A 16941-nucleotide genomic window follows, 5' to 3' on the forward strand; every position below is an offset into this window, starting at 1 on the left:
AGGTCGGGGCCGCGCCTGCGGCCGGGGGCCGAGGCGAGTCAGGAGGGGTCAGGTGACGCTGACCCGGATGGAGTGCAGGCCGCTGGCGCCGTCCGGGAAGGGAGTGGCCCGCTGCTCGGTCTGCAGCTCGCCGTCGGCGCCAGTGGCGCGGACGGTCAGCTGGTGGGGCCCGGGGGCGAAGTCGTACGGCAGCACCCACTGGCGCCACAGGTCGGCGTCGACCTGCGGGGACAGCTGCGCGGGCAGCCACTCGCCGTCGTCGACGCGGACCTCGACGGCGGAGATGCCGCGGGTCTGCGCCCAGGCCACCCCGGCGATGGGCCGGCGTCCGGCGGGGAAGGCGCGCAGCGGCGCGGGGGTGTCGATGCGGGAGGCGACCTTGATCGGCGCCTGGGCGGCCCAGTCCCGCTGGGTCCAGTAGGCGGCGGAGGCGGCGTAGGTGGAGGCCTCGATGCCGACCATCCACTTGCAGGCCGACACGTAGCCGTACAGGCCGGGGATGAGCATCCGCACCGGGAAGCCGTGCTGCACCGGGAGCGGCTCGCCGTTCATCCCGAAGGCGATCATCGCGTCCTCGACCTCGAGCGCCGAGCGGGTCGGGGCGCCGATGGTCATCCCGTCCGAGGAGCGGCAGACCAGCTGGTCCGAGCCCGGCTGGATGCCGTTCTCGCGCAGCACGGCCCCCAGCGGGACGCCGAGCCAGCGCGCCGTGCCGGCCAGCTGGCCGCCGACCTCGTTGGAGACGCAGGTCAGCGTGACGTCGCGCTCGATGACGTCGTCGCGGCCGAGCAGCTCGTCGAGGGTGTAGCTGCGCGGGGAGTCGAACATCCCGGTCAGCGTCAGCCGGTAGTCCGCCGGGCGGATCTGCGGCACGGTGATCGCGGTGTCCACGCGGTAGAAGTCGCGGGTGGACGTGAACAGCGGCGTCAGGCCGTCGACGGTCCCGGCGAGGTCCGCACCGGCGGGCAGGGCCGCGGCCGGTGACGCCGGGCGCGGGAGGACCAGGTCGGCCCGGGCGCCGCCGACGTCGAAGCGGCGCAGCAGCAGCCGGCCCGCGCCACCGGCGACGACCGCGGTGCCCACGGCCGCCCCGCCGGCGAGGAAGAAGCGGCGGCGGTCCAGGCCGGCGCCCTTGCGGTCCCCGGCGCCGAGCGCGTCGCGCAGCCGCTCGAGCGGGGCCCGGCCGCCGTCGTGCGCGGCGTCGACGGGACGGGCGGGTGCGGCGCCGGTCGGCACGGAGAGCGGGGCCAGCAGGGCCAGCAGGGCGGCGATCCCGGCGAGGGCGCCGACCAGGGCGGGCAGCGCGTCGAGCGGGCCGCCGGCCGGCCCGGTCACCGCCGCGGCCGCGCCGACGACGCCGAACAGCGCGATGCCGGCGACCCCGACCGGGCGACGGCGCAGCGCCAGGACGCCGAGGACCAGGGCGTAGCCGGCGATCAGGACGAGCGTGCCGACGACGAGGGCCGTCTTGTCGTCCTCGCCGAAGGTGGCGATCGCGAACGCCTTGACCGGCTCGGGGGTGAGGGTGATGACCGTGTCGCCCACCGCCACGACCGGGGATGCCTGGGGGCCGATCAGCCCGGCGACCAGCTCGCCCACGCCCAGGGCGACGCCGGCGGAGAGCAGCCCGGCCGCGGCGGCCAGCGGACGGCGCCCCCGCGGGGGGAGCTCGTCCGGCCCGGTCGCCGGGGCCGGGGCCTGCTCGGTCGTGGTCACGTCCGGTCTTCGCGACCAGCCGTGCTACGGGTTCACCGATCCGGTAACGATCGGGTCACGATGGGTCAGCGGAGGCCGACCTGCCGGCGTGCGGTCATCGCCCGGTACCACTCGGTGGACGGCCGCAGCAGCAGCGCGACGACCCCGACGAGGGTGAGCAGCAGCGAGAACACCGACAGCGCGTCCAGGAAACCGGAGCCCGCACCGGCCACGCCCAGGCCGGCGAGGCCGAGGACCACGCTGAGGCCACCGAGGACGCAGAGCACGATCCGGGCCCAGTTGCGCCCCTTCCAGGCCAACCAGATGAACAGCGCCTGGAGGGCGACCACCAGCAGGCCGATCACCGACCCGACGACCACCCCGACGCGGACGATGTCCTCGGTGACGGCCGGGTCGTTGGCCACCGCGACCTGCTCGGCGACCAGGCCGTCGACGTCGGAGAACTGCACCAGCGAGGCGATGAGGCCCAGGATCAGCGTGGCGATCAGGGCCCCGAGCCCGACGCGCACGGTCGTGGGCCGCTCCGGCGCCTCCTGGGAGAAGTAGCCGCCGGGCGCCGACGGGGCCGCGGCGTACCCGTACGGCGGCGGACCCTGCTGCCAGCCCTGCGGCGGACCCTGCTGCCACCCCTGCGGAGGCGCCTGCCACCCCTGCTGGGGGGCCTGCCAGCCCTGACCGGCCGGCGGCTGCTGCCAGCCGGGGTCCGGCGGCGGCTGCTGCGCCCAGCCCTGCCCGGGCGGCGCCTGCCAGCCCGGCTGCTCCTGCGGCGGCTGCCCCTGCTGCGGGTCCTGGCCGCCCTGCCCTGACGTCATCGCTGGCTCCCTCGCCTCCGGGCGTGTGTCCGGCGCGATGTTGACCCACCGCGGGGCTCCCGGCCAGGGATGGACGTCGATCGAGACCCGAACGATGACAACGCGCTCGCCCCGTCGGCCCACCGGCCGGCCGGCGACACGCGGGCCGGTCGGGCTCCGGTGCGGTGGCGTGGGGAGGCACCCCGAACGGGCGATCCGGAGTCCCGCGGACCTGCGCGCGTCCTACGCTGCGGGTCGTGACCACGCCGCCAGGACAGCCACCGGATCCCTCGCGCCCCTCGGGCTGGGGGGACGGGCCGCCCGCCGGCTCCTCCGGCTCCGGGCAGCAGTACCCCGCCCAGCCGTACCCGGGGCAGCCCTACACCGGACAGCAGCCCCCCGGCGGGCAGTACCCCGCGCAGCCGTACCCGGCGCAGCAGTACCCCGGCGGGCAGGGTCAGTACCCCCAGGCGGGGGGTCCGCAGGGCTACCCGCAGCAGGACCCCTACGGGCAGTACGGACAGCCGCAGAAGTCCAACGGCCTCGGGATCGCGGCCCTCGTGCTGGGCATCCTGTCCCTGCCGGCAGCGTTCTTCGCCGGGGTGCCGGGGATCGTCCTCGGCCTGCTCGCCATCGTGCTGGGCGTCCTCGGGCTGCGCCGGGTGAGGGCCCGCCGTGCCGACAACCGGGGCGTGGCGATCAGCGGTCTGGTCACGGGGATCCTCGGTCTGCTGCTCGGGATCGTCGTCCTGGTGGCCACGGTGTTCCTGGTGCAGACCACCGGCGACTGCCTGCAGGAGCTCCAGCAGACCGGTGACCAGGCCGCCTACGAGCAGTGCGTCCAGGAGTCCGTCGGCCAGTGAGGCGGTGCGCGGGCCCGTCGACCGCACGTGCGGTCGACGGGCCCGCGCCCGACCCGGGTGGTCCTGCTCAGCCGCGGCGGACGGTCAGCCCGGCCTCGGCCAGGTCGTCGGGGGCGTCGACGACCACCTCGTCGCCGTCCCGGATCTCCCCGGACAGCAGCGCCCGTGCCAGCCGGTCGCCGATCGCCGACTGCACCAGCCGGCGCAGCGGGCGCGCGCCGTAGACCGGGTCGAACCCGTTGAGCGCCAGCCACTCCCGCGCGGCGTCGGTGACGGTGAGCGTGAGGCGGCGGGCGGCCAGCCGCCGGGCCAGGACGCCGACCTGGATGTCGACGATGCCGGCCAGCTCCTCGCTGCCGAGCGCCCGGAACACGACCACGTCGTCGAGCCGGTTGAGGAACTCCGGCTTGAAGTGCGACCGGACGACGCCCATGACCGCGTCGCGGCGCCGCTCCTCGGGCAGCGACTGGTCGGCGATCAGCTGCGAGCCGAGGTTCGACGTCAGGATCAGGATCGTGTTGCGGAAGTCGACCGTCCGCCCCTGGCCGTCGGTGAGCCGGCCGTCGTCGAGCACCTGCAGCAGGACGTCGAACACGTCCGGGTGGGCCTTCTCCACCTCGTCGAGCAGCACGACGGTGTAGGGCCGCCGGCGCACCGCCTCGGTGAGCTGCCCGCCGGCCTCGTAGCCGACGTAGCCGGGCGGGGCGCCGACCAGCCGGGCCACCGAGTGCTTCTCGGAGTACTCGCTCATGTCGACGCGCACCATCGCCCGCTCGTCGTCGAACAGGAACTCCGCCAGCGCCTTGGCCAGCTCGGTCTTGCCCACCCCGGTCGGGCCGAGGAACAGGAAGGAGCCGGTCGGCCGGTCGGGGTCGGCCACGCCGGAGCGGGCCCGGCGGACGGCGTCGGAGACCGCCCGGACGGCGTCGGGCTGGCCGACGACCCGCGCGGCGAGCTCGTCCTCCATCCGCAGCAGCTTCTGGGTCTCCCCCTCCAGCAGCCGGCCGGCCGGGATGCCGGTCCAGGCCTGCACGACCTCGGCGATGTCGTCGGGGCCGACCTCCTCCTTGAGCATGGAGTCGCTGCCGGCGACCGAGGCCTCCGCGTCGGCCAGCGCCTTCTCCAGCTGCGGGAGGCGGCCGTAGCGCAGCTCGGCGACGCGGGCCAGCTCGCCGTCCCGCTCGGCCCGCTCGGCCTCCAGCCGCGCCCGCTCCAGCTCCTCCTTGATCTGCTGGATGCGCACGATCGCGCCCTTGTCCTGCTGCCAGCGGGCGGTGAGCTCGTCGAGCTGCTGGCGCTTGTCGGCGAGGTCCGCGCGCAGCGTGGCCAGCCGCTCCACCGAGGAGGGGTCGTCCTCCTTGGCCAGCGCCATCTCCTCGATCTCCAGCCGGCGGACGGCGCGCTCGACCTCGTCGACCTCGACCGGGCGGCTGTCGATCTCCATGCGCAGCCGGCTGGCGGCCTCGTCGACCAGGTCGATCGCCTTGTCCGGCAGGAACCGGGCGGTCACGTAGCGGTCGGACAGCGTGGCGGCGGCGACGATGGCGGCGTCGGTGATCCGGACCCCGTGGTGCACCTCGTAGCGCTCCTTGAGGCCCCGCAGGATGCCGATGGTGTCCTCGATCGAGGGCTCGCCGACGAAGACCTGCTGGAAGCGGCGCTCCAGCGCGGGGTCCTTCTCGATGTGCTCGCGGTACTCGTCCAGGGTGGTCGCGCCGACCATCCGCAGCTCGCCGCGGGCCAGCATCGGCTTGATCATGTTGCCGGCGTCCATGGCCGAGTCGCCGGTGGCGCCGGCACCGACGATGGTGTGCAGCTCGTCGATGAAGGTGATGACCTCGCCCTCGGCCTCGGTGATCTCCTGCAGGACGGCCTTGAGCCGCTCCTCGAACTCGCCGCGGTACTTGGCGCCGGCGACCATGCTGGCCAGGTCCAGCGCCATCAGCCGCTTGCCCTCGAGGCTGGCGGGGACGTCCCCGGCCACGATCCGCTGGGCCAGGCCCTCGACGATCGCGGTCTTGCCGACGCCCGGCTCGCCGATCAGCACCGGGTTGTTCTTCGTCCGCCGGGACAGCACCTGCACGACGCGGCGGATCTCGGTGTCCCGGCCGACGACCGGGTCGATCCTGCCCTCGCGGGCCCGCTCGGTGAGGTCGACGGCGTACTTCTCCAGCGCCTGGAAGGTGCTCTCCGGGTCGGCGGTGGTGACCTTGCGGCTGCCGCGCACGGTGCGGAAGGCGGCCAGCAGCGCGTCGCGGGTGGCACCGGCGCTGGTGAGCACCGCCGCGGCCTCGCCGTCGGACCCGGCCAGACCGACCAGCAGGTGCTCGGTGGACACGAACTCGTCACCCAGCGCGCCGGCCTGCTCGCCGGCGGCGTTCAGCACGCGGAGCAGTTCCCGGGACGGCGCGGGAGCGGGCACGGTGGCGCCGCTGACGCTGGGCAGCCGCCGCAGCGCGGCCTCGGTCTTGGCGCGGACGTCGGTCACGTCGGCCCCGACGGCCCTGAGCAGCGGGCCGGCGATGCCGTCGGTCTGCTCGAGCAGCGCGGCGAGCAGGTGCAGGGGCTCCAGCGCGGCCTGGCCGCGGTCGACCGCCAGCCGCTGGGCGGCCGTGATCGCCTCCTGCGAACGGGTGGTCAGCTTGCTCTGCATGGTCTCTGGGGTCAGTCCTCTCGGGCGGGGCCGGACGCGCCGGCCGTCGGTGTCGAGCAGTGCAACGAGCCCAGGGTTGAGCCTGTTCCGCTCAACCTCGCCCGGTCCCCGACGTCCGTTCACCACTGCGGGGGGCGCTGGGGGCAACCCCGGCTGTCGCCGGACACCGGACCACTAGCATGAGCAGGATGACGCGTCTCCCGGCACCGAGCGCGGTCCTCGAGGACCAACTCTGCTTCGCGCTCTACGCCGCCTCTCGGGCGATGACCGCGCGCTACCGCCCCCTGCTCGACGCGATCGGGCTCACCTATCCGCAGTACCTGGTCATGATGCTGCTCTGGGAGCAGGACAACCAGACCGTCGGCCAGCTCGGCGCCCGCCTGGCCCTGGACAGCGGCACGCTGTCCCCCCTGCTCAAGCGGCTCACCACCGCCGGCCTGGTCACCCGCCACCGCCGGGTGGAGGACGAGCGCTCGGTGTCCATCGCGCTGACCGACACCGGCCGCGCGCTGCGGGACAGGGCGGACGCGATCTCGCAGGAGATCATCCGCGCCCTCGACCTCGACCGCGCGGAGTTCACCGAGCTCAAGGCCAAGCTGCACCTGGTCACCGAGCGGGTCGCGACCGGCTGAGCCGCCCGGGGATGGGTTGTGTGCAACCCCCTAGGGTGGGCACGTCCACACCCGCGTCCGAGGAGGTCCCATGCCCACCCGTACCGCTCGCACCGCCTGGAACGGCACCCTGCAGGAGGGCTCCGGCCAGGTCGAGCTGTCCAGCTCGAAGGTCGGCACCTACGAGGTGTCCTTCCCCAAGCGCGCGGCCGACGACGCCGGCGGCACGACCAGCCCCGAGGAGCTCGTCGCCGCGGCGCACTCCGCCTGCTTCGCCATGCAGCTGTCGGCCAACATCGCCCAGGCCGGTGGCACGCCGCAGAGCCTGGACGTCAAGGCCGACGTCTCGCTGGGTCCGGACGAGGCCAACGGCGGGTTCCGGCTGACCGGCATCCTGCTGACCGTGCGCGGCGAGGTCGACGGCCTGGACGCAGCCGGGTTCGACAAGGCCGCCCAGGAGGCCAAGGCCGGCTGCCCGGTCAGCAAGGCACTCACCGGCGTCGACATCGAGCTGGACGCCGCGCTCGCGTAAGGACCCTCCTGCCCCCCGAGAAGGACCTCCCTGCCCCCGCCGCTCGCACGCTCGCAGCGGGCCCCTGCAGAGAGGCCGGAGGAGCTCGCGGCGGGCCCCTGCAGGAGGGCCGTTCCGGTCGGTCACCGGGGCGGCGGCACGAGCACCGACCAGCCGTGCCGCCGCACCCGCCAGGTCCGCGACGCCACCCCCTCCTCGACCTCGCCGTCCGCGTCGAGGTCGACCGGGCCACCGGTGATCGTCACCCGGCTCCCGCGCACGACCAGCACGTCGGGCCGGTCGACGTGCTCCCCGTCGGTCAGCGCCGCGGCGAAGGCCGCGCGGGCGACCGGGCCGGTCGCCGCGGAGACCACCACGTCGGCCAGCCCGTCGTCCGGCTCGGCGCCCGGCGCCAGCGGCGTCCCGCCGCCGATCGAGCGGCCCGTGCACACGGCGAGCATCAGCAGCTCGAGCGTCCCGTCGGCCGCCCAGCCCTCCCGCGGGTGCACCGCCACCCGGCCGTCGACCTCCACCCGGAGCGGCCAGCCCGGGCTGCTGACCCCGGCCAGCGCCGCGCCGACCGGGTAGGCGACCGCCCCCAGCAGCTCCTTGAGCGCCTCGGCCCGCGCGCCGGCCCGGGCTCCCACCCCCGCGTGCACGACGTTCACCACCAGCCCGCCCGCGTCGTCGTCGAGCAGGTCCAGCGGCCGGGGCACCCCGGCGAGGACCGCGGCCGCGCCCGCGACCGGGTCCAGCGGCAGGCCGAGGGTGCGCGCCAGGTCGTTGCCGGTGCCGCGGGCCACCACGCCGACCGGGTCGGCGGGGTCCAGGGCGCCCGCCCGGTGCAGCGCCCGGGCGACGGCGTGCAGCGAGCCGTCCCCGCCGAGCACCACCAGGCGCCGGCCGTCGCGCCCGGCGATCGCCTGGTCCAGCTCGGCCGGTGACCCGGTCGCGGCCACCACCACGTCGGCCCCGCTGCGCAGCTCGCGCAGGGCGGCCGCGACCGCGTCGTCCCCGGCGGTGCCGGCGGCCCGGTTGACCACCGCCAGCAGCCGAGGGGTCCCGCTCACCGGCGCACCGTAGCCGGGGGCGCCGGTGAGCGAACCGGTTCGCGGACGGCTACCGGTCCAGGGCCTCCAGGACCAACTCGACCGGGTGACGGGCGGTGCGCTCGGTGCCGTGGTGGATCTGCTCGCGGCAGGACGTCCCGGTCGCCGCGATCACCGCGTCCGGCGCCGCGGAGCGCACGGCGGGGAACAGCCGGTCCTCCCCCACCCGCAGCGAGATGTCGTAGTGCTCGGTCTCGTAGCCGAAGGACCCCGCCATGCCGCAGCAGCCGGCGTCCAGCTCCTGCACCGTGGCCCCGGGGATGCGCTCGAGCAGCGCCACGGTGGCCGCGGTGCCGGCCTCGGCCTTCTGGTGGCAGTGGCCGTGGAAGACGATCGTGCGGCCGGCCAGCCAGCTGTCCTCGCGCAACCGCAGCCGCCCGGCGTCGATGGCCTCGACCAGCAGCTCCTCGGGCAGCCGCACCCGCTCGGCAACCGCCCGCACGTTGGGGTCGTCGGGCAGCAGGGACACGTGCTCGGCCCGCAGGGTGAGGATGCAGGACGGCTCGCAGCCCACGATCGGCCCGTCGGCCGCGCCGCTCGCGCACAGCGAGGCCGCCAGGCCACGGGCCTTGTCCCGGGCGTCGTCCAGCAGGCCCTTGGAGATGCTCGGCCGCCCGCAGCAGCCCCGGCTCTCCAGCCGGACGTCGTAGCCGGCGTGCTCGAGCAGCTGGACGACGGCCTTGCCGACGCCGGGCTCGCTGTAGCTGGTGAAGGAGTCGGCCAGCACGGTGACCCGGCCTTGCGTCGGCGTGCCCGCCGGCCGGTGCCGCCTGAACCAGCGCGGCAGGTTGTCCCGCTGGAAGCGGGGCAGCGGCCGCTGCCGGGCGATCCCGAGGCGCCGGTCCAGGATCACCCGCAGCGGCCGGATCCGGCCGGGCACGTTGGACAGCGGCGCCGTCGCCGACCCCAGCTTGTTGAGCGTGCGGATCGCGCCGAACACCCGGGCGCGCAGCGGCACGCCCTGGACGTCGTACTTGTGCGCCAGCGCCTCGGCCTTGAGCGAGGCCATGTCCACGCCCAGCGGGCACTCGCTCTTGCACGCCTTGCACGACAGGCACAGGTCCAGCGCCTCGTGCAGCCGCTCGTCGCCCAGCGCGGTGTGCGGGTCGCCCTCGGACAGCGCCTTGACCAGCGCGCCGGCCCGGCCGCGGGTGGAGTGCTCCTCCATGCGCGTGGCGATGTAGCTCGGGCACATGGTGCCGGTCGTGGACTTGCGGCACAGGCCGATGTTCATGCAGCGGTCGGCGGCGCCGAACATGCCGCCGACGACGTCGAAGGTGAGCCGGGTGCGCAGCGGCCCGGGCTGCGGCGGGTCGGCGTCGCGCAGGTGCTCGGTCATGGCCGGGGCGTCGACGATCTTGCCGGGGTTCATCACCCCGGCCGGGTCGAACAGCGCCTTGACCTCGCGCATGGCCTGGTAGAGCTCCTCGCCGAAGAGCTCGCGGTTGAACTCGCTGCGGGCCAGGCCGTCGCCGTGCTCGCTGGAGTTGGCCCCGCCGTACTCCCGGACGAGGTCCTTGACCTCCTCGGCGACCGACCGCATCGTCTCGACCTGGCCGGGCTGGGTCAGGTCGACGAACGGCCGGATGTGCAGGCAGCCGACCGAGCAGTGCCCGTAGAAGCCGGCCTCCAGGCCGTGCCGGTCGAGCACGTCGCGGAAGCGGGCCGTGTACTCGGCCAGGTGCTCCGGGGGGACGGCGGTGTCCTCGACGAAGGCCAGCGGGCGGCGGGCGCCCTCGGAGGCCGCCATCAGCAGCCCCAGGGCGGACTTGCGCACCTTGAGCAGGTCGGCCTGCTGGGCCGCGGTGACCGCGCGCAGGGTGGCGTAGCCGTGCCCGTTGCTCTTCCACAGCGCCGTCAGCCGGTCCAGCGAGGCGACCAACTCGTCCTGGTCGTCGCCGGTGAAGGACACGAACACCAGCGCCTCGGGGTCGCCCTCGAGGATCCGGCCGAGGCCGGCGTACTCGATCTTGCGCCGGGACAGGTCGAGGATGGTCTTGTCGATCATCTCCACGCCGGCCGGGTCGAGGGACAGGGCGTCCCCGGTCGCGGCGGTGGCCTCCAGCACCGACCGGAAGTGGCCGACGGCGAACACCTGCTTGGCCGGCTTGGGCACCAGGCCCACCAGGGCCGAGGTGGTGACCGCGAGGGTGCCCTCCGAGCCGACGAGGAACTTGGCCAGGTCGTACGGCGGGGCGGTGGCCAGCCGGTCGAGCCGGTAGCCGCCGGCGCGGCGCCAGTAGGCGGGGAAGCCGGTGCCGATCGCGTCGGCGTGCGCGGCCACGATGCCGGGCAGTCCGCGCAGGATGCGCGCCTCCAGCGAGTCGCCCCCGGCGCGGCGGGCCCGCTCGGCCTCGTCGAGCACGCCCCAGCGGGTGGTGGAGGCGTCGGCGAGCACCAGGTCCATCTCCAGGACGTGGTCGATGGTCATCCCGAAGCGCAGCGACCCGCTGCCGGCGGAGTTGTTGCCGATCATCCCGCCGATCGTGGCGCGGTTGGACGTCGAGGTGTCCGGGCCGAACATCAGCCCGTGCCGGCCGGCCGCGCGGTTGAGGTCGTCCTGCACCACGCCGGGCTGCACCCGCGCCGTCCGGCCCTCGGGGTCGAGGTCGGTGATGGCGTGCATGTGCCGGGACAGGTCCATGACGACGCCCGGGGAGACCGTCTGTCCGACCAGGCTGGTGCCCGCCCCGCGGGCCAGCACCGGCAACCCGGCCTCGGCGGCCAGCCGCACGGTGGCCACCACGTCGTCGGCGTGCCGGGGGTAGACGACACCGGCCGGCGTCATCGCGTACATGGACGCGTCCTGGCTGAATAGGTGGCGCGTGTAGTCGTCGAACGCGACCTCGCCGTCGAGGGCCCGGCGGAGTTCCGCGCCCAGGTCGGCGTGCTCGGCGGCGGCCGTCGAGGGCCGCGGGGGCGCCGTCGTCACTGCCCCAGGACCTCCAGCGCCGCCTGCAGCCCGGAGGGGTCGACCTTCACGCCGGTGCGGACCAGGCCCATCTGCACGCCGGCCAGCGTGCCGGCGAGCATCAGGTCGTTGAAGTGGCCGAGGTGGCCGATGCGGAACACCTTGCCGGCCAGCCTGCCCAGGCCCGCGCCGAGCGACATGTCGTAGTGCTCGAGGATGACCCGGCGGACCTCGTCGGCGTCGTGCTCGTCGGCCAGCAGGATCGCGGTCAGCGAGCCGGAGTACTCCCGCTCGTCCAGCGCGAGCACCTCCAGGCCCCAGCCGCGGACGGCGGCCCGGGTCGCCTCGGCGTGCCGCTGGTGGCGGGCGTAGACGTTCGGCAGGCCCTCCTCCTCCAGCATCCGCAGCGCCTCGCGCAGGCCGTAGAGGATGTTCGTGGCCGGGGTGTAGGGCCAGAAGCCGTTGGCGTTGGCCGCCAGGATCGGCTCCCAGTCCCAGTAGGAGCGGGGCAGCCGGGCGCCCTTCGCGGCCTCGAGGGCCTTGTCGCTGACCGCGTTGAAGCTGATGCCCGGCGGGAGCATCAGGCCCTTCTGCGACCCGGAGATGGTGACGTCGACGCCCCACTCGTCGTGCCGGTAGTCGATGCTGCCGAGCGAGGAGATCGTGTCGACCAGGTAGAGCGCGGGGTGCCCCGCGGCGTCGATGGCCGCGCGGATCTCCCCGACCCGGCTGGTGACGCCGGTGGAGGTCTCGTTGTGGACGACCATCACGGCCTTGACCTCGTGACCGGGGTCGGCGGCCAGCCGCTCCTGCACCGCCTCGGGCGGGACGCCGTGCCGCCAGTCACCGGGGACGAACTCGACCTCCAGGCCCAGCCGGCGGGCCATGTCCTGCCAGAGGGTGGCGAAGTGGCCGGTCTCGAAGCAGAGCACCCGGTCGCCGGGGGACAGCGTGTTGGTCAGGGCCGCCTCCCACGCGCCGGTGCCGGACGCCGGGTAGACGACCACGGGGTTGGTGGTGCCGAACGGGGCCTTGACCGCCTCCAGTACCTCGCGGCCGAGCGCGGCGAACTCCGGACCGCGGTGGTCGATGGTGGGCATGTCCATGGCGCGCAGGACGCGGTCGGGCACGTTGGTCGGCCCGGGGATCTGCAGGAAGTGACGGCCGCCGGTGCCCGTCCCCGCGCCCGCCGCCGTGGTCGGCATGTCAGTCGGCACGTCATCGCCCTCTCGCCGCAGACCGTGCCCGGCGTGGTCAGCCGGGCTCCACGATGCGGGACGGTACTCCCGCCTCCCGGACTGCCGTGCACCGTCCCGGACGCGGCTTGTGACGGTTGACACGTCGGCTGGTGATCACTTGAATGCCCGGTGCGCGGGAGTCGATTTCCGCTGCGTGGAACACAGGACGGGCGCCCGCAGGGGTCCGTCCCGACCGTCAGGGGCACCGTGTCCGAACAGCTCGTCTCGATCCTCGTCCTGCTGGCGGTCTTCCTGATCGCCACGGTGCTGCCCGTGCACATGGGGGCGCTGGCCTTCGTGGCCGCCTTCGTGTTCGGGTACTTCCTGTTCGGCTCGGAGGAGTACGCCGACCTGGTGTTCGGCTTCTTCCCGGGGTCGCTGTTCGTGATCCTCGTGGGCGTCACCTACCTGTTCGCGATCGCCAAGAACAACGGCACCGTCGACTGGCTGGTGCACGCCGCGGTCAAGGCCTCCGGCGGGAAGCTGGTCGCCATCCCGTGGGCGATGTTCGCCGTCACCGGCGCCCTCACCGCCATCGGCGGCGTCGTCCCCGCGGTGGTCGCGATCATCGCGCCGGTGGGCATGTCCTTCGCCCGCCGCTACGGCATCAACCCGCTGCTGATGGGCCTGTTCATCATCAACGGCGCCACGGCCGGCGGCTTCTCACCGCTGTCGATCTTCGGCTCCATCACCAACAACGTGGTCGCCGAGAACGACCTGCCCGGCAGCCCGCTGTTCCTCTGGGTCGCCTCCATCGTGGCCAACGTGCTGCTCAGCGTGCTGGTGTTCTTCCTGTTCGGCGGCAAGAAGCTGCTCGGCAACCCGCAGCGCGTCGACCTCGACGAGGCCGGCACGGACGGCGGCGCCCGCTCCGTGGCCGTCGGCAGCCCGTCCACCGGCGGGGCCGCGGTCGGCACCCCCGGGCACGGCCAGCCGGGTCACGTGCACGGCGGAGCCGAGGAGCGCGCCGAGGACAAGGCCGTGCAAACGACCGCCGTGGCCACCGCCGACCGCCCGGGCCCGGTCACGACGCTGGACCGCGACCGGACGCTGACCCTCGTCGGGCTCGTCGTCCTGGTGCTCGGCGCGCTGCTGCCGATCGGCCTGGACATCGGCCTGCTGGCCATCACCGTCGGCGTGCTCCTGTCGATCGTCGCCCCCCGCGGTGCGAAGGGCGCCGTCGGCCAGATCGCCTGGCCCACCGTGCTGCTGATCTGCGGCATCGTGACCTACGTCGGCCTGATGCAGGAGATCGACACCCCCGGCTGGCTCGGCGACAACGTCGCCCAGCTCGGCGCCCCGACCATCGCCGCGCTGCTGATCTGCTACATCGGCGCGGTCGTGTCCGCCTTCGCCTCCACCACCGGCATCCTGGGTGCGCTCATCCCGCTGGCGGTGCCCTTCCTGCTGGGCAGCGAGTCGATCGGCGCGATCGGCCTGATCACCGCCCTGGCGCTGTCGTCGTCCATCGTCGACTCCAGCCCCTTCTCCACCAGCGGCGCCCTGGTCGTGGCCAACGCCCAGGAGAACGAGCGGGACAGCGTCTTCCGCTCGCTGACCATCTGGGGCTTCTCGATGGTGGCCGTCATCCCCCTGGTCACCTGGCTGGTCCTCGTGGTGCCCGGCTGGCTCTGAGCCCGTCGAGCACCACCTGACCGCGCCCCGGACGGCTCCCGCCGCCGGGGCGCGGTCGCGTCCCGGCCAGACTGACGCCGGGCACCGACCGCACGCACGCACCCGGGGAGGACGCATGACCGAGACCGACGGCGGGGCCCGGCCGCCGCTGAGCGGGATCACCGTGCTGGAGGTCGGCGTGTTCATGGCCGCCCCCTTCGCCGCGATGCAGCTGGCCGACCTGGGCGCCCGGGTGGTCAAGGTGGAGGACCCCCGCTCCGGCGACCCGGTCCGCGCCAGCGGCCCGTTCGTGGGCGGGGAGAGCTCGCCGTACCTGCGGCTCAACCGGAACAAGGAGTCGGTCGCGCTGGACCTGAAGTCCGACGCCGGGAAGCGGGCGTTCCTCGCGCTGGTGGAGACCGCCGACGTGGTCGTCGAGAACCTGCGCCCCGGCGCCATGGCCCGGCTCGGCCTGGACGCGGCGGGCGTCCGGGCGGTCAACCCGCGCGTGGTCTACGCCTCGGGCTCCGGCTGGGGGCAGGACGGCCCGCTCGCCCCGCTGCCCGGGCTGGACATCATGGCCCAGGCCCGCAGCGGGCTGATGAGCATCACCGGCACCCCCGGCGGCGAGCCGGTCAAGGTCGGCGTCCCGGTGTGCGACCTCGTCTGCGGCCTCTACCTCGCCTTGGCGGTGACCGCCGCGCTGCGCGAGCGGGACCGCACCGGCGTCGGGCAGAGCATCGACGTCTCGCTGTTCGAGGCCGGCGTGAGTCTCGCCGTCTGGGAGGCCGGCCGGTACTTCGCCACCGGGGAGGTGAGCGGGCCGCTCGGCTCGGCGCACCAGAGCCAGGCGCCCTACCAGGCGTTCCGCACCGCCGACGGCTGGGTGACCATCGGCGCCAACACCCCGAACACCTGGGCGGGGCTGTGCCGCACGCTCGGCATGGACGACGCCCTCGCCGACGACCGCTACGCCGACGCCACGCGGCGGCACGCGCTGCGCGCGGAGCTGCAGGAGCTCATCGAGGGCCGGACGACCACCCGGACCACCGACGACCTGCTGGACGCGCTGGGTGCGGCCGGCGTGCCCTGTGCCCCCATCAACGACCACGGCCAGGTCTTCACCGACGAGCACCTGCTGGCCCGCGACTTCTTCTGGGACGCCCCGCACCCGACGCTGCCGCCCCAGCGGCAGATCGGGTCGCCGATGCGGCTGTCGGCCGGCCCGGCCGTCCGCGGCCCCGCCGGGCCACCGCTGGGCGCCGACACCCGGACGGTGCTCGAGCGGGCCGGCGTCCCGGCCGACGTCATCGACGCCGTCGCCGGGCGTCCCGCCATTATCGCTACAAAGGCGGAGGTGGAGGGCGCATGAGCGAGGACCTGCAGGTGACCCGGGACGGCGCGGTGCTGACCGTCCTGTTCGACCGGCCCGAGCAGCGCAACGCGATGACCTTCGCGATGTACGAGGGGCTGCACGCCGCCTGCGAGCGGGCCGACGCCGACGAGGACGTGCGCGTGCTGGTGCTGCGCGGCGCCGGGCGGGCCTTCGTCGCGGGCACCGACATCAGCCAGTTCCAGGAGTTCACCGGCGGGGACGACGGCATCGCCTACGAGCAGTCGATCGAGCGGGTGGTCACCCGGCTCGAGGACGTCACCGTGTCCACGGTCGCCGCGGTCGACGGCGCCTGCGTCGGCGGTGGGCTGGCCCTCGCCGCGGCCTGCGACCTGCGGCTGGCCACCGCGTCGTCCCGGTTCGGCGTGCCCGTGGCGCGGACGCTCGGCAACTGCCTGTCGGTCAACAGCGTCTCGCTGCTGGTGCACCACCTGGGGCCGGGGCGGACCCTGGACCTGCTGCTGCGGGCCCGGCTGCTCGGTGCCGACGAGGCCGCCGCGGCCGGGTTCGTGACCACCTGCCCCGACGAGGGGCTGGACGCCGCGCTGGACGAGCTGACCGGCACGCTGACCGGGCACGCCCCGCTGAGCATGTGGGCGGCCAAGCAGGCGGTGCTGCGGCTGCGCCGGGCCGGCCTGCCCGAGGACGCCGACCTGGTGCGCACCGTCTACGGCAGCGCGGACTTCCGCGCCGGGGTGGCGGCCTTCGTGGCCCGCGAGCGGGTCAGCTGGACGGGGCGCTGAGCAGCGGCACGCCGTCCTCCCGAAGCTCCGCGGCCAGCGCGGCGGCCGCCTGCTGCAGCAGCGGCACCACCCGCGGGACGGCGTCCAGGGCGAGGCGGCCCGCGGGCCCGGACACCGAGATGGCGCCGGCCGCCGAGCCGCCGGGCACCGGCACGGCCACGCAGCGGACCCCGGCCTCCTGCTCCCCGTCGTCGACCGCGTAGCCCTGCGCGGCGATCACGGGCAGGTCGGCGAGCAGCCGGTCGGGGTCGGTCACGGTGCGGTCGGTGCGCGCCGGCATCCCGCCCCGGACCAGCAGCTCGCGCGCGGTCCCGGCGGGCAGCTGGGCGAGCAGCACCTTGCCGACACCGGTGCAGTGCAGGTGCACCCGCCGCCCGACCTCGGTGAACATCCGCATGGAGTGCCGGGAGGGCACCTGGGCGGCGTAGACGACCCGGTCGCCGTCCAGCACCGCGAGGTTGGCCGTCTCCCCGATCGCGTCGACCAGCCAGGTCAGGTGCGGCCGCGCCCAGGTGGTCAGCTCCCGGGCGGCGAACTCGCCCAGGTGGATCAGTCGCGGGCCCAGCACGTAGCGGCGCGACGGCAGCTGGCGGACGTAGCCGCGGGACACCAGCGTGCGCACCAGCCGGTGGATCGTCGACACCGGCAGCCCGCTCTCCGCGGCGAGCCGGCTGATCGCCACCTCGCCCCCGGCGTCGGCCATCAGCTCCAGCAGGAGGAAGGCCCGCTCCAGCGACTGCACGCCGTCCACCGGCCCGCCCGGCGTCGCCTCTGCCACCGTTGCCACC

The 16941-nt window shown here is 74.8% G+C and carries 13 protein-coding genes; 6 read left to right on the forward strand and 7 right to left on the reverse strand.

Annotation, left to right across the window (positions count from 1 at the left end; genetic code table 11):
- Window positions 1-48 precede the first annotated feature (48 nt).
- Both RTG05_RS20580 and RTG05_RS20585 read right to left on the reverse strand, forming a co-directional pair.
- On the reverse strand, window positions 49-1716 hold the full coding sequence (locus RTG05_RS20580) for a molybdopterin-dependent oxidoreductase (protein ID WP_208104693.1): 1668 nt from the start codon (window positions 1714-1716) through the stop codon (window positions 49-51).
- Window positions 1717-1781: 65 nt separating this feature from the next.
- Entirely contained in the window at window positions 1782-2528 is a 747-nt protein-coding gene (locus RTG05_RS20585) for a hypothetical protein (RefSeq protein ID WP_166526658.1), read from the reverse strand.
- A gap of 236 nt (window positions 2529-2764) precedes the next feature.
- Here RTG05_RS20585 and RTG05_RS20590 point away from each other — a divergent pair, with 236 nt between their 5' ends.
- Window positions 2765-3370 (forward strand): DUF4190 domain-containing protein, encoded by a 606-nt coding sequence (locus tag RTG05_RS20590; protein WP_166526659.1) that lies wholly within the window; start codon window positions 2765-2767, stop codon window positions 3368-3370.
- Between the two features lie 67 nt (window positions 3371-3437).
- Here the strand turns inward: RTG05_RS20590 and clpB are convergent, their stop codons facing one another.
- Window positions 3438-6023 (reverse strand): ATP-dependent chaperone ClpB, encoded by a 2586-nt coding sequence (clpB, locus tag RTG05_RS20595; RefSeq protein WP_166526660.1) that lies wholly within the window; start codon window positions 6021-6023, stop codon window positions 3438-3440.
- Window positions 6024-6211: 188 nt separating this feature from the next.
- Between clpB and RTG05_RS20600 the strand changes: the two genes are divergently transcribed.
- Entirely contained in the window at window positions 6212-6655 is a 444-nt protein-coding gene (locus RTG05_RS20600; protein WP_166526661.1) for a MarR family winged helix-turn-helix transcriptional regulator, read from the forward strand.
- Window positions 6656-6725: 70 nt separating this feature from the next.
- Window positions 6726-7166 (forward strand): OsmC family peroxiredoxin, encoded by a 441-nt coding sequence (locus tag RTG05_RS20605; RefSeq protein WP_166526662.1) that lies wholly within the window; start codon window positions 6726-6728, stop codon window positions 7164-7166.
- A gap of 122 nt (window positions 7167-7288) precedes the next feature.
- Here the strand turns inward: RTG05_RS20605 and RTG05_RS20610 are convergent, their stop codons facing one another.
- The 3 genes from RTG05_RS20610 to RTG05_RS20620 are packed head-to-tail and all read right to left on the reverse strand — an operon-like array spanning window position 7289 to window position 12382.
- Entirely contained in the window at window positions 7289-8215 is a 927-nt protein-coding gene (locus tag RTG05_RS20610) for a diacylglycerol/lipid kinase family protein (protein WP_166526663.1), read from the reverse strand.
- Window positions 8216-8264: 49 nt separating this feature from the next.
- The gene (locus RTG05_RS20615; RefSeq protein WP_315912097.1) at window positions 8265-11186 is read right to left on the reverse strand and encodes an FAD-binding and (Fe-S)-binding domain-containing protein; all 2922 of its coding nucleotides are present in this window, start codon (window positions 11184-11186) and stop codon (window positions 8265-8267) included.
- The gene (locus tag RTG05_RS20620; protein ID WP_315912098.1) at window positions 11183-12382 is read right to left on the reverse strand and encodes a pyridoxal-phosphate-dependent aminotransferase family protein; all 1200 of its coding nucleotides are present in this window, start codon (window positions 12380-12382) and stop codon (window positions 11183-11185) included. Before RTG05_RS20620 ends, RTG05_RS20615 begins: the two co-directional genes overlap by 4 nt.
- Window positions 12383-12610: 228 nt before the next feature.
- Between RTG05_RS20620 and RTG05_RS20625 the strand changes: the two genes are divergently transcribed.
- From RTG05_RS20625 to RTG05_RS20635, 3 genes are all read left to right on the forward strand, one after another.
- Window positions 12611-14038: an SLC13 family permease gene (locus tag RTG05_RS20625; RefSeq protein WP_166526664.1), complete on the forward strand. Its 1428-nt coding sequence runs from the start codon at window positions 12611-12613 to the stop codon at window positions 14036-14038.
- Between the two features lie 115 nt (window positions 14039-14153).
- A complete protein-coding gene (locus tag RTG05_RS20630) occupies window positions 14154-15389 on the forward strand; it encodes a CaiB/BaiF CoA transferase family protein (RefSeq protein WP_166526665.1) in 1236 nt (411 codons plus the stop codon).
- Window positions 15386-16153 carry an enoyl-CoA hydratase gene (locus tag RTG05_RS20635; protein ID WP_166526666.1) on the forward strand — a complete coding sequence of 256 codons (768 nt, stop codon included), beginning with the start codon at window positions 15386-15388 and terminating at the stop codon, window positions 16151-16153. The genes RTG05_RS20630 and RTG05_RS20635 overlap by 4 nt, the downstream gene beginning before the upstream one ends.
- Here RTG05_RS20635 and RTG05_RS20640 read toward each other — a convergent pair.
- On the reverse strand, window positions 16134-16931 hold the full coding sequence (locus RTG05_RS20640; protein WP_315912099.1) for an IclR family transcriptional regulator: 798 nt from the start codon (window positions 16929-16931) through the stop codon (window positions 16134-16136). The two genes, RTG05_RS20635 and RTG05_RS20640, sit on opposite strands and share 20 nt — an antisense overlap.
- Between the last annotated feature and the right edge of the window lie 10 nt (window positions 16932-16941).

It is taken from the genome of Geodermatophilus sp. DSM 44513, assembly GCF_032460525.1.
In the GTDB taxonomy this organism is placed as follows: domain Bacteria; phylum Actinomycetota; class Actinomycetes; order Mycobacteriales; family Geodermatophilaceae; genus Geodermatophilus.